This is a genomic window from Pseudomonas sp. RA_15y_Pfl1_P11 (assembly GCF_963970975.1).
Taxonomy (GTDB): domain Bacteria; phylum Pseudomonadota; class Gammaproteobacteria; order Pseudomonadales; family Pseudomonadaceae; genus Aquipseudomonas; species Aquipseudomonas tritici.
Genome location: NZ_CAXAOY010000010.1, coordinates 112,714 through 127,202, shown reverse-complemented (window position 1 = coordinate 127,202; position 14,489 = coordinate 112,714). Strand labels below are relative to the sequence as shown.

The following is a 14,489-nucleotide window of genomic DNA, read 5'->3' as shown; positions in this document are numbered from 1 at the left end:
AGAACTAACCTCAATAAACATTAAAATCTGCCCACTTAAAATATAGAAGAGAAACCATCCATGTCAGCACGACTCGGTCTCAGCCCACTGAGCAAAGCGCTAACCAGGGCCCTGAACATCAACCTCCTGCCGAGCGCGCTTGCCCTAGCGGTATCGCTGCCGGTTGCCGGCTATGTGCAGGCACAGGAGATCGAGTTGGATATTCCAGCACAGGCACTGGGGAGTGCACTGCAGGAATTCGGCCGCCAGGCCAACCTGCAGGTGCTGTACAGCCCGACCGACGTGGCGGGAAAAAACAGCACGGCGATCAAAGGTAAATTGGATCCGCAGCAGGCGATCAACACCATGCTGGCAGGCACTTCGACCACCCATAGCCTCAGTGGCAACGCGCTGACCGTTACCGCCGCCGGCGCGTCCGCCGGGCTGGAATTGAGTCCGACCCAAGTGACCGGCAACGTGCTGGGCAACATCACCGAGGGCTCCGGCTCCTACACGCCGGGCACCATTGCCACGGCCACGCGGCTGACCCTGACCCCGCGGGAAACTCCGCAGTCGATCACGGTGATTACCCGCCAACATATCGAGGACTTCGGTCTCAACAACGTCGATGACGTCATGCGCCACACGCCTGGCATCACCGTATCGGCCTATGACACCGACCGTACCAACTATTACTCGCGTGGGTTCCCGGTCAACAGTTTCCAGTACGACGGTATTCCGTCCACCGTGCGCAACGTCGGCTACTCGGCGGGGAACACCCTCAGCGACATGGCGATCTACGACCGCGTCGAAGTGCTCAAGGGTGCCACCGGCCTGCTCAACGGCGCCGGCTCCCTGGGCGCGACCATCAACTTGATCCGCAAGAAGCCGACGTCGGAATTCAAGGGCCATGTGCAATTGGGCGCCGGCTCCTGGGACAACTATCGCAGCGAAGTGGATGTGAGCGGTCCGTTGACCGATAGCGGCAATGTCCGGGGCCGTGCAGTGGCGGCGTACCAGGACAAAAAGTCCTTCATGGACCATTACTCGCGCAAGACCGAAACCTACTACGGCATTACCGAGTTTGACCTGTCCCCCGACACCATGTTGACCGTCGGATTCGACTATCAGGACAACATTCCGAAAGGCTCCAGCTGGTCCGGTTCGTTCCCGTTGGTCAACTCCAACGGCAGCATCAACAAGATGCCACGCTCCTACAACAACGGCGCCACCTGGAGCTCCTGGGAACAGAACACCCGCACCGCCTTTGCCATGCTTGAGCATGATATGGGTGACGGCTGGGTCACCAAATTCCAGCTCGACCACAAGATCAACAGCTACCATGCTGACCTTGGTTCGATCCAGTTTGTCCAGCCGGCAGCCGATGGCACCGCCGAGGTCAACGGTCAGAAATACACCGGCGAAACCAAAAGCACCTCCGCCGACCTCTACGCCACCGGGCCTTTCAGCCTGTTTGGCCGCGAACATGAACTGGTGGTGGGCGGCTCGATCGGCACGTCGCGCTGGCAAGGCAAGGGGTACTGGTCGCCGGATTGGCCAGGCGGCAACAAAGTCGATTTCTACAACTGGAATGGCCATATCGCCAAGCCGATCTACGGCCCTGTCCAGCAATACATTGACGATACCATCCGCCAGACCGGCTACTACATGACCACACGCTTGAACGTGATGGATGACCTGCACGTGATTCTCGGTGGTCGCGTCGCCAACTACCACGTCACCGGTATCAACCCTTCCTACAAGGAAACCGGCCGGTTCGTGCCGTATGCCGGCGTGATCTACGACCTGAACGACAATCTCTCGGTCTACACCAGCTACACCGATATCTTCCAACCCCAGGAAAGCACGTACAAAGACCGCAACCAGACGTTGCTGGAACCGGACGAAGGCCAAAACTACGAGCTGGGCCTGAAGGGCGAGTTTCTCGACGGTCGCTTGAACACCAGCATTGCCTACTTCGAAGTGCATGAAGACAACCGTGCCATCCCGGACGATGCCTATAACAACCAGACTCCTTCCCCGCAAAACTATGCGTTCAAGAGCTCCAAGGCCGTCACCAAGGGTTACGAAGCAGAAATCTCAGGTGAGCTGGCGCCCGGCTGGCAAGTACAAGGCGGTTACACCCACAAGATCGTGCGGGACGCAGACGACAAGAAGATCTCCACCTTCGAACCTGAGCACCAGGTCAACCTGAACACCACTTACAAACTCAAGGGCGATCTCGACAAGTTCACCATCGGTGGCGGCCTGCGCTGGCAGAGCAAGGGTTGGAATGAAATCTACAACTCGCAGCTCAACACCAACCAGGACATCACCCAGGAGTCCTATTGGCTGGTGGACTTGATGACCCGCTACCAGGTCACCAAGAACCTCTCGGCGACTGTCAACTTCAACAACATCTTCGACAAGTCCTACTACACCAACGTGGGCTTCTATAACTCGGCCGCTTACGGCGAGCCGCGCAACGTGATGTTCAGCACCCGCTGGGACTTCTGATGTGATGCCTTGATCGCCCTGGCGGCGATCAACCAAAAGCCCGATGGAAGCGCTGCTTTCATCGGGCTTTTTTGTATCCCGCCCTCCCCTGTGGCGAGTGAGCTAGCCCCTCGCCACAGGTTCAGTGTTCATCACTTGAGGTGTTATTCCATGGCGGCCACCAGGCTACGGATGAACTCGGCACTGTCGATGATCCCATCGTGATCAGTCTCGATCACCACTGAACGCTCGACCCGCCCCTGAACAAGGGTGCTTGCCATGTGCTGCTCGATCAGTTCCTTGAACTGCCCGGCGCGGCTCATGGACGCCCACCAGCAACTGACCGGGGCCTTGATCGGCTTGAAGTCCGCCGCCGACAGACGCTCACTGAGCGCGCGGTCGACCTCCCAGGAAATCTGCGCCTCATTGCCACGCAGCAACTCGTCCTTGATACCGGTAAAGGCCTCGCCCAGGGTCTGCTCGGCCCAGGCGATAAACCCTTGCCATTGCCCCGCTTCGTCTTGGGCGTCGCGCTGACCTTGCTGCCAGGCCGCCTGAATCCGCTCGGCAAACGCCGGGAACATCACGCCTAACAAGGCCGCACGCCGCTCGTTCGCCGAGACTTCACGGTCATCCTCGGTGACGACCGCCTGCCAATAAGGCGTGAGCCACTGCGGCGGCGCGGAGTCGATCCAGCCGACAAACTCGACGTCGCGTCCCGCTTGCTCCAGCACGTAGGCGACTTCCATCGCCAGGTTGCCACCCAGCGACCAGCCTGCCAGGCGGAAGGCGCCTTGGGGCTGGGCCAACAGGAGTTGCTCGGCATAATCCTCGACCATGGCTTGCCATTCGGGTACTGCTGCACCGTCTTCGGCCAATGCACGGCAAATCACCCCGAACACCGGACGCTGCTCCCGGAGCGCGAGGGCAATCGCGGTGTAGCAATGCACCGAACCGAAGCTTGGGTGGAACATGAACAACGGTGTGCCTTCTGTCTGGCTGTTGAGCTTGACGATCAACGAGCTGCGCGCGTCGCCCTGCAGGCAGTTGACCTGGCCGCGTACGGTCGGGTTAAGCATCAACTGGCTGACGGACAAGCCGACACCGCTGACTTTACGGATACGCTCCTTGAGCATCAGCACCAGCAAGGAGTGACCGCCCAACTCGAAGAAGTTGTCGTTCAGCCCTACGCGCTCGACACCGAGGACATCACGCCAGATCGCCGCGACTTGCTGCTCGATGGCGCTTTGCGGGGCCTGATAAGCGTCCGTGCCTTGCGCCTCCGGTTTAGGCAACGCCTTGCGATCCAGCTTGCCATTGGGGCTCAGCGGCATCTGTGTCAACACCACCCACTGCGCCGGCACCATGTAGTCCGGCAACTGCGCCGCCAGGTGCATCGCCACCTGTGCTTTCCAATCCTCGCTCGGCGCCTGCAGCACCAGGTAGCCCACCAGGTGCGTGCCGTCCACGGCGAGCACCGCCGCTTCACGCACACACGCATGCTCCAGCAGGCGGGCCTCGATTTCACCCAACTCGATGCGCAAGCCACGCAGCTTGACCTGGTGATCGATGCGCCCGGCGTACTCGATCACCCCATCGTCGCGATAACGCGCCAGGTCCCCGGTGCGATACAAACGGGTGCCACTGCCGAACGGATCGGTCACAAAGCGTTCGGCGGTCAGCCCCGGCCGACGGTGATAACCACGCGCCAGGCCGACGCCGCCGAGATAGAGTTCACCCAACACGCCAACGGGTGCCGGTTCCAGGTTGCCGTCCAACACGTAGCAGCCCAGGTTAGCAATCGGCCGACCAATCGGCACGGCGTCACCCCCTTCGTCGACGCAGGTCCAGTGGGTCACGTCGATTGCCGCTTCGGTCGGCCCATACAGGTTGTACAAACCGGCACGTGGCAGCTTGGCGAACACCTGTTGCTGGGCATCCACCGGCAGCGCTTCACCGCTGCACACAATGCGCTGCAGGCTTTGACACGCGCCGACGCCAGCATCCTGCAAGAAGGCCTGGAGCATGGACGGCACAAAGTGCAACGTAGTGACTTGCTCGGCGTTGATCAGACTCACCAGCCTGGCCGGATCACGATGGTCGCCCGGCGCTGCCACCACCAGGCGCGCACCGGTCATCAGCGGCCAGAAGAACTCCCACACCGACACGTCGAAACTGAACGGCGTCTTCTGCAAGACCGTATCACTGCCGTCCAGGCCATACGCCTGCTGCATCCAGCACAGCCGGTTGGTCAGCGCCGAATGGCGGTTACCCGCACCTTTGGGTTGGCCGGTGGAGCCCGAGGTGTAGATCACATAGGCGAGGTTTTCGCCATCGACGACGACCTGCGGATTCCGCTCGGCGTAGGCCTGCAACCCCTCATCGCCCTGCTCCAGCACCAGGCTGTGCAAGCCCGTTGGAATCGGCAGTTGCTCCAGCAAATGCACCTGGGTCAACAACAGCTTCACGTCGCTGTCTTGCAGCATGTAGGCCAATCGATCGCGGGGGTATTCCGGGTCCAGCGGCACATAAGCGCCACCTGCCTTGAGTACAGCCAGCAGGCCAACGACCATTTCAATCGAACGCTCAACCGCCAGCCCCACGAGGACATCCGGCCCCACGCCGGCCGCCATCAGGCGATGCGCCAGGCGGTTTGCCCGGCGGTTAAGCGCGGAGTAACTCAACACCTGCCCGGCAAATACCAGCGCCGGTGCGTCCGGCGTGCGCACCACCTGGGCTTCGATCAACTGATGCACCGCGAGGTGCAGCGGGTAGTCCGTGGCCGTGTCGTTCCAGGCATACAGGACCGTTTCGCGCTCGGAACTGGCCAGCGAAGGCAACGTTGCCAGACGCTGGTCGCCGTCCATTGCCAATGCCTGCAACACCTGCTGGAAGTGCTCGGCCAACCGTTGGATATGCGCCGCGCTGAATGCCTGGCGGTCGTAATTGAACTCCAGGCCAAGGGTTTCACCGATGCCCAGCAGGACGGTCAACGGGTAATGAGTTTGCTCCAGGCTGTGGACGGCGCCAAACGTGAGCCCCGAAGGTGCGCCCTGCTCCAGCGCTTCGGACACTGGGTAGTTCTCAAACACCAGAATGCTGTCGAACAGCGCCTCGCCACCCAGCCCGGCCCAACGCTGGATCTCGAACAGCGGCGTATGCTCCTGCTCACGCAAGCGCACGTTCTGCGCCTGGATCTGCTGCAGCCACTGGCTGACCGTCATCTGTGCATCCGGCGTGGCCACCACGGGCAAGGTGTTGATGAACAGACCGACCTGTTGTTCGATACCGCGCAATTGCGCCGGACGGCCTGCCACAGTGGCGCCGAACGCCACGGTGGACTGCCCGGTGTGATGCTGCAAAAGCAGCAGCCAGGCGCTTTGCACCAACGTATTGAGGGTGACTTTACTGCGCTGGGCGAAGGCCTTGAGCTGAGCGGTCTGGCTGGCGTCCAGGTTCAGACGATGCTCGCCGTTGACCGCCAGCGCCTCGCTTTGCGCAGCTTGTAGGCCACGGGCCAGGCGGGTTGGCTCTTGCAGGTTGAGCAGTTGCTCTTTCCAGAATGCCTCGCTGACCGACTTGTCCTGTGCCTGCAGCCAGGCAATGTAATCGCGGTAACGCCCGATGGGCACACGCAGCGGTTCACCGGCATAATGTTGCAACACCTCGCCAAACAACTGCGAACCACTCCAGCCGTCCATCAAGATGTGGTGGTTGGTGTAGATCAAGTGATAACGGGACGCCCCCGTACGGACCACCGTCAGGCTCAGCAACGGCGCCTGTTCCAGCACAAACCCCTGGGCCCGCGCCGACTCGGCCAGGCTATCGAGTGCCACACTGCTGTCAGGACGACCTTGCCAGTCCTGCTCGGCGAACGGCATGTGCATCTGCTTGTAGACCACCTGCAAAGGCTGCTCAAGCTCGGTCTGCCAGAGAAAACCGCTGCGCAGGATCTCATGGCGGTCGACCGCCGCCTGCCAGGCCTGGCGGAAGCGCGGTACATCCAGGCCCTCGACATCGATGCGCATCTGGTTGATGTAGTCACCCGAGCCTTCGCCGTAAAGCGATTGGAACAACATGCCTTGCTGCATCGGCGACAGCGGGTAGACGTCTTCGATATCAGCCACCGTCACCGGCAAGCTGTCCAGTTGCGCCTGGGACAAGCGCGCCAACGGGAAGTCCGAGGGCGTGACACCCCGGTTGACACCACAGTGCTCGATCAACGCCTTGAGTTCCGCCGCGTAGTCATCCGCCAGGCGCTGTACGGTCGCTTCATCGAACATCTGCTGGCTGAAGCTCCAGTTCAACTTCAATTCGCCGGCGTAGACCTGGCCGTTGATTTCCAACCAGTTACCCAGCGGTGCCCCGGCACTCTGCTCGGAACCACTGCCATCACCGGAGGGGACGAACAAGCCTTCTTGTTCGCCGCCGTCAAAACTGCCGTCGAATTGCCCCAGGTAGTTGAAGGTGATGCGTGGGCGCGGCAGTTCACTCAGGGCCTGTTGAGCCTCGGCATTCCCCAGGTAACGCAGGGCACCAAAGCCCAGGCCCTTGTCGGGAATCGCGCGCAGTTGCTCCTTGATCTGCTTGAGGGAGCCGGCCAACGAATCGGTCGGCATCAGCTTCACCGGGTAGAGGCTGGTGAACCAGCCGACGGTACGGGTCAGGTCGATCTCGTCGAACAGGTCTTCACGGCCATGGCCTTCCAGGCGGATCAACATCGACGCGTCACCGGTCCAGCGCACAACGACGCGCGCCAGCGCGGTCAGCAACAGGTCATTGATCTGGGTGCGGTAAGCACTGGGGGCGTCCTGCAACAGACGCCGCGTGAAGGCCTGATCCAGATGGGTGGTCACACTCAGCGCATGCCGGTTGCTCAAGCTGGCCTTTGGATCGGCCCCCGGCAGGCCGGTGGGGCTGCCTTGCAACTGCGTCTGCCACCAGGCCAGTTCCTGCGCCAGTGCGGCGCTGCGTGCATAGGTTTGCAGACGCTCGGCCCAGGCACGGGTCGCGCTGGTCTTGGCGGGCAACACGACCGTGGCACCTTGGGCAAGCTGACGGTAAGCCGTTTGCAGGTCTTCCAGCAGGATGCGCCAGGACACACCGTCCACCACCAAGTGATGAATCACCAGCAGCAAGCGCTGGGAGCCGTCGGCCAGGTCGACGAGCACTGCACGCAGCAGCGGCCCTTCGCTCAGGTCGAGGCTGCGCTGGGCTTCCTCACCCAGGGCCTCCAACTCTTCGACCGCATTCAAGGTGGTCTGCCACAGGACCTGCTCGGCCTGATGCTGCTGCGGCCCGCGATACGCCGCGCTCCAGCCTGCCGCGCCCTGGACGAATCCGATGCGCAGGGCGTCGTGATGCACGATCAAGGCCTGCAGCGCCGTCACCAGCAGCGGCGCCTGCAACGCCTGGTGTGGCTTTAGCACCACCGACTGGTTCCAGTGGTGACGCTGGGGGATGTCATCGCCAAAAAACGCCTGCTGGACGGGTAGCAACAACAACTCGCCGGTCAATGCCGACTGATCCATCACCACCGCGCCCTCGCCTTCCCGGGCCACGGCCGCCAGGCTCTGGACCGTCTGGTGCTGGAACAGATCCTTGGGCGTGAAGCGCACACCGGCCTGGCGGGCACGGCTGACCACCTGGATCGAGATGATCGAGTCACCACCCAATTCGAAAAAGTTATCGTGCAAACCGACACGTGGCAGACGCAGCACGTCGGACCAGATCGCCGCGATCTTCTGCTCCAGCTCACTCTGTGGCGCCACGTACACCTGCTGCATCTGGCTGACATCCGGGCGCGGCAGCCCCTTGCGGTCGAGCTTGCCATTCGGCGTCAGCGGCATGCGCTCAAGGAACATCAGGTGCGAGGGCACCATATAGTCCGGCAAACGGGTTTTCAGGGCGCGACGCAAGGCTTCGCGGCAGGTCGACTGCGCCACTGCGTCGTTGACGAGCAAGGGGTCCAGCGGCACCACATAGGCGACCAGTTGCTTGCCGCTCGGCCCTTCCTGGGCCACCACCACGGTTTCGCCGACACTGTCCTGCTCGCGCAGGCGCGCTTCGATCTCGCCCAGTTCAATACGGAAGCCACGGATTTTCACCTGATGGTCGACGCGGCCGAGGTAATCCACCACGCCATCCGGGCGGCCACGGGTCAGGTCGCCGCTGCGATACACACGGCTGCCGGGCTTGCCGAACGGGTCCGGTACGAAGCGCTCGGCGGTCAGGGCCGGACGCTCCAGGTAACCCCGGGCTACGCCCTCGCCGCCCAGGTACAACTCACCGGCTACGCCGATGGGTTGCAGGTTGAGTTGTGCGTCCAGCGCATAGCCGCTGCGGTTACCCAGCAATGTACCGATCGGTGCGTAGACGGCACCGCAGGGATCGCCCTGGCGCGCTTTCCACAGCAACGGCGTGACCACGGTTTCGGTCGGGCCGTAGCCGTTGAACAGGTAAGTCGGCTTGAGCGCGCGCCAGGCCAGGTCGTAGCTGGCTTGGGCCACGGCATCACCCCCGAAGCAGTACACGCGCACCTTCGGTGGGTTGCCGTCCCGCTCGGCATGCTCGGCCAACTGTTGCAGGTACACCGGCGGGAACACCGCCATGGTCACGTTGTGACGGTGCATTTGCTGGTAGGTGTATTCCGGCAGCCACAGGCTGTCATCGCGGATCAACACACTGGCGCCGTTGATCAGCGGGTGCATCCAGCCTTCGTGGGAGCCGTCGAAGGCGAACGACATGAAGTGCAGTTCGCAATCGGCGGGCGAGGTTTCATAACGCTCGCCGGTGGCAATGATATGGGCTACCAGTGGACCGTGGGACACCGCCACGCCCTTGGGCATGCCGGTGGAGCCGGAGGTGTAGATCACATAGGCCAGGTTGTCGCCATCCAGCGCCACCTCGGGTGCGGTGTCGTCGTCAGTGGACCAGGCTTGCGTCTGGTCCACGGCAAGGGCTTCCAGGCCGTCTGGAATCGGTAAGCGCTGTTGCACTGCCGAATGGGTCAACAGCAATCGGGCGCGACTGTCCTGCATCATGTACAGCAGGCGATCACGCGGGTATTCGATGTCCAGTGGCACGTAGACACCACCGGCTTTCATCACCGCGAGGAACGCCACCATGATCTCGGCGCTGCGCGGCATGGCAATCGCCACGCGCACTTCGGGACCGACACCACGGGCGATCAAGGCATGGGCCAGGCGGTTGGCCTGGCGGTCCAGCTCGCCGTAAGTCAGCTGTTGCTCGCCAAATTTCACCGCCACCGCCTCAGGGGTTTCCCCGGCACGGTCGGCCACCAACTCGTGGACCAGGCGCTTGGCCGAGAAGCCGGCGTCGCTCTGGTTCCACAGTTGAAGAATCTGTTGCCGTTCGGCGTTGTCCAGCAGGTTTAATTGGCTGATATTCTGCCGTGGGTCGGCAACCATGCCTTGCAACAGGTTCTGCCAGTGTCGCGCCATGCGTTGCACGGTACTGGCCTCAAACAGGTCCTGGGCATAGCCGAGCGTCGCCCAGATACCTTCGGTGGATTCCTGGATATCCAGGTCCAAGTCGAAATGCGCCGTTTTGCTTTCCCATTCCAGCCCTTCTACCGAAAGATTCGGCAGTTGCTGCTGAACCTGAGCCTGGCCCACGTCGGTCTGGTGGTTGAACATCACTTGGAACAACGGGTTGTGGCTCAGGCTGCGCTCGGGTTGCAGCGCTTCCACCAGTTGCTCGAAGGGCAGGTCCTGGTGGGCCTGGGCGTCCAGTGCCCGTTGCCGGGCCTGTTGCAACAGTTGCTCGACGCTCATCTGGCCGTGGAGATCGGCCTTGAGCACCTGGGTGTTGACGAAGAAGCCGATCAGACGCTCGGTCTCGCTGCGATTGCGGTTGGCGATCGGCACCCCGACACGGATCTCTTCCTGGCCACTGTAGCGATGCAGCAACGTCTGGAACGAGGCCAATAGCAGCATGAACAAGGTCACGTCCTGCTGCTTGGCCAGGGCCTTGAGGCTTTGGGTCAACGCGCCGGGCAGTTCGAATGCCAGGCGCGCGCCACGATGGCTTTGCACAGCCGGACGTGGGTGGTCGAACGGCAACGCCAACACGCTCTGCTCACCGCCTAGCATGTCGCGCCAATACGCCAGTTGACGGGCCTTCTCGCCCGCCTCCATCCAGTTGCGCTGCCATACGGCGTAGTCGGCGTACTGAATCGGCAGCGCCGGCCATTGCAACACCTGTCCCTGGCTGTAGGCAGCATAGAGTTGCACCAGTTCTTCAACCATCAGTTGCATCGACCAGCCATCGGACACGATGTGATGCTGCACCAATACCAATACATGTTCATCAGCGGCGATGCGCAGCAACGAAACCCGCAGCAAAGGCCCTTGTTCCAGATTGAAGGGTTGGGCTATTTCGGCCTCGACCCGCGCCTTGAGCTGTGCTTCCTGCACCTCGGCGTGCGCTATCTGCAACGACAGCTGCGGTGAAATGATTTGAACCGCGCAGTCGCGCTCCTGGCGCAAATGAGTGCGCAGGCTTTCATGCCGGGCCAGCAAGGTATCGAAACTGCGTTGCAGTGCACCCAGGTCAAGCTGCCCTTTCAAACGCAAGGCGCTGGGGATGTGGTACGCGGCGCTTTGCGGCTCCAGTTGCCATAAAAACCACTGGCGCTCCTGAGCGTAGGACAGCGGTAACGGCTGGTCCCGCCCTACCGGCAACAGCGCGGGCGCGGTCGGCGCGCCTGGGGCCTGGGTGGTCAGTGCGGCGACAAACCCCTCCAGGCGCGGCTGCTCGAACAGCAATTTGAGCGGCACTTCGCGCTGCAATGCCTGGCGAACGCGCGAGACCACCTGCATGGCCAGCAGCGAATGCCCGCCGAGCTCGAAGAAGTGGTGGGTCAGGCCCACACGCTCGACGCCAAGAATATCGGCCCAGATCGCCGCAACCTGCTGTTGCAGTGGCGTAATCGGTGCCTGCCAGGCCTGTTGCACCGCACTGCCATCGGGTTTGGGCAGCGCCTGGCGGTCAAGCTTGCCGTTGGGGTTCAACGGCATGCGGTCGAGGAAGATCAGGTGCGCAGGCACCATGTAATCGGGCAGTTGCTCACGCAAGGTGGCCTTGAGCGTTTCGCCCGCCGCCGCATGCTCGGCGGCGGACAACGGCTGGGCTGGCACAAGGTAAGCCACCAACTGGTTGTCGGCCGCCAGCAGGAAGGCTTCGCGCACGGCCTTCTGGGCCAACAGCAGCGCTTCGATCTCACCCAACTCGATTCGGAAACCGCGGATTTTGACCTGATGGTCGACGCGACCGACGTATTCGATCACCCCGTCGGCGCGATAACGCGCCAGGTCACCGGTGCGGTAAAGACGCTCGCCCAGGGTGCTGAACGGGTCGGCGACAAAACGCTCGGCGGTCAGGCTCGGGCGTTGCAGGTAATCACGGGCCAAGCCACTGGCACTGGCAATGTACAGCTCACCCACGGCGCCAACCGGCAACAGGTTAAGGTCACGGTCCAACACATACAGGCCGCGCCCCGGCAACGCGCGGCCAATCGGGCTGGCAGTGGCGCCAATCACGGCGTTGTCATCGCTGCAATCGAGCACGCTGGACACCACCGTGGCCTCGGTCGGCCCGTACGTATTGAGCAGCCGTACATGCCCCAGCCCCGCGCGCCGCCACAGCACCGGGCCATCCAGCGGCATCGCTTCGCCGCCGATATGCACCTGGCGCAATGCGCCATAGGGCCGTGGCCCCGCTGCCAGGCAATCCTGCAGGAACAGTTTCCAATAGGCGGTGGGCAAGTCGGCCAGGGTGATGCCTTGGTCGATAATCTGCCGGTACAGGTCAGCGCCGTCCCACAACTGCGGCCCGCGCAACACGACCGTCGCGCCCAGGGTCAGGGCCGGGTACAGCTGCTCGACAAAACCATCGAAGTTCAGGGTCGCGAACTGCAGTACGCGGTCGTCCGCGACCAGGCGCGAATACTCGGCCGCGATACCGGCGAATTCGCTCAATGCCGCATGGCTGATGGCAACGCCTTTTGGCTTGCCGGTGGAGCCGGAGGTGTAGATGACATACGCCAGGCTGCGGGGCTCGAACACGGCAGGCGGGTTGTGCTCGGCACACTGCGCCAACTGCGCGTCGGCCAGGTCGATGTCCAGCGCCGTCAGATCGGGCAGCAATGGCAAGCGGTCGCGCAGGTGGGATTGGGTCAACACCAGTCGCACACCACTGTCATTGAGCATATGCGCCAGGCGTTCACGCGGGTATTCAGGGTCAAGCGGCACGTAGGCGCCACCCGCCTTGAGCACGGCCAACAGGCTGACCACCATGGCAAAGGAGCGCTCGACCGCGATCCCCACCAGAACTTCCGGGCCTACGCCCTGGGCGATCAGGTAGTGCGCCAGGCGATTGGCCTGGCGGTTCAGTTCACCGTAGCTGAGCGTTTGCTCATCCAAGGCCAGTGCCTGGCGCGCCGGATGTTCGCGGGCCTGCGCCTCGAACAACTGGTGCACGGCATGCGGTGCGGCGACGGTGGCGGGGGCATTCCAGTCCTTGAGCATCCGCTGTTGTTCGGGTGCATCGAGCATCGACAGCGCGCAAAGACGGCTGCGTGGTGCACTCACTGCCGCCTGGAGCAGGTTCTGCCAATGCTGCGCCAAGCGTTCGATGGTTGCGCTTTCGAACAGGTCGGTGGCGTAGGTCAGCGCCGCCCAGAGGCCTTCGGCGGACTCATGGGTGTCCAGGCTCAGGTCGAAATGCGTGGTCTGGCTCTCCCAATCCAGTTCCGCCACCCGCAGGCCAGGCAATTGCTGGCCATCGCGCCCGCCCTGGGCGTCGGTCTGGTGGTTGAACATCACTTGGAACAGCGGGTTATGGCTCAGGCTGCGTTCAGGTTGCAGCGCCACCACCAATTGTTCAAACGGCAAGTCCTGGTGCGCCTGGGCTTCCAGGGCGCGGCGCTTGGCCTGTTGCAGCAGTTCGGCGAAGCTCATCTGCCCGTCAAGGTCGGCCTTGAGCACTTGGGTGTTGACGAAAAAGCCGATCAGCCGCTCGGTTTCCACGCGGTTGCGGTTGGCATTCGGCACGCCGATGCGGATGTCCGACTGGCCGCTGTAGCGAAACAGCAGGGTCTGGAACGAGGCCAGCAACAGCATGAACGGGGTCACGCCTTCTTGCTGGGCCAGGCGCTTGATACCGGACACCAGGTCCGCCGGCAGATGCACCTGCAAGCTGGCGCCGCGATGGCTTTGCTGCGCCGGGCGCGGATGGTCGAGGGGTAATTCCAGCACCGGTTGCTCACCGCCCAGCAGGTCCTGCCAGTAGGCCAATTGACGGGCCTTCTCCCCGGCTTCCATCCAGCTGCGCTGCCACAGCGCGTAGTCGGCGTAGTGGATCGGCAAGCCCGGCAATTGCACATCCTGGCCTTGGCTGTGCGCGGCGTAGAACTGCACCAGCTCCTCGACCATGACCTGCATCGACCAGCCATCGGAAATAATGTGGTGCTGCACCATCACCAGCACATGCTCGTCTTCGGCCAGTTGCAGCAAGGTCACGCGCAACAACGGCCCCGCCTGCAAATCGAAAGGCCGGGCTATCTCGGCTTCGATGCGCGCCATCAATTGGTGTTCGTCGGCAACGTCCTGCTGTATCTCGATGCGCGCCTCGGGCGCTACGTTTTGCAGCACGCGCTCGCCGTCCTGTACCAGGCGTGTGCGCAGGCTTTCATGGCGGACCAGCAGGCTGTCGAACGCGCGGTGCAGGGCCGCCAGGTCCAGTCGGCCCTGCAGACGTAGTGCGCCGGGAATATGATAAGTAGCGCTGTCCGGGTCCAGTTGCCAGAGAAACCACTGGCGTTCCTGGGCGTAGGACAGCGGCAGGTGTTGGCCGTCCTCGCGGATCGAGGCAATCGGCAGTTGGGCGAAGCTCATGCCGCGGCTTTGCAGGCGCTGGTAAAACTGCTGGCGCTGTTCCAGAGGCAGGCGAAGAAAGCGCGAAACCAGATCGATGTTAGGGTTGGAAAGCAT

At 62.6% G+C, this 14,489-nt stretch carries 2 protein-coding genes; one reads left to right on the top strand and one right to left on the bottom strand.

Annotated features, from left to right (window positions below; all coding sequences use genetic code 11):
* Positions 1–60: 60 nt before the first annotated feature.
* Positions 61–2,496, top strand: coding sequence for a TonB-dependent siderophore receptor (locus AACY44_RS14860; RefSeq protein WP_339530515.1), 2,436 nt, complete (start codon positions 61–63; stop codon positions 2,494–2,496).
* 143 nt (positions 2,497–2,639) lie between these two features.
* Here AACY44_RS14860 and AACY44_RS14855 read toward each other — a convergent pair whose 3' ends face one another.
* Positions 2,640–14,489 (bottom strand): non-ribosomal peptide synthase/polyketide synthase, encoded by an 11,850-nt coding sequence (locus AACY44_RS14855; protein ID WP_339530513.1) that lies wholly within the window; start codon positions 14,487–14,489, stop codon positions 2,640–2,642.

What these genes read in the sequence shown, in the direction of transcription:
- AACY44_RS14860 (WP_339530515.1), top strand. Translation starts at nt 61, where the DNA reads ATGTCAGCACGACTCGGTCTCAGCCCACTGAGCAAAGCGCTAACCAGG.
- AACY44_RS14855 (WP_339530513.1), bottom strand. Translation starts at nt 14,489, where the DNA reads ATGCTTTCCAACCCTAACATCGATCTGGTTTCGCGCTTTCTTCGCCTG.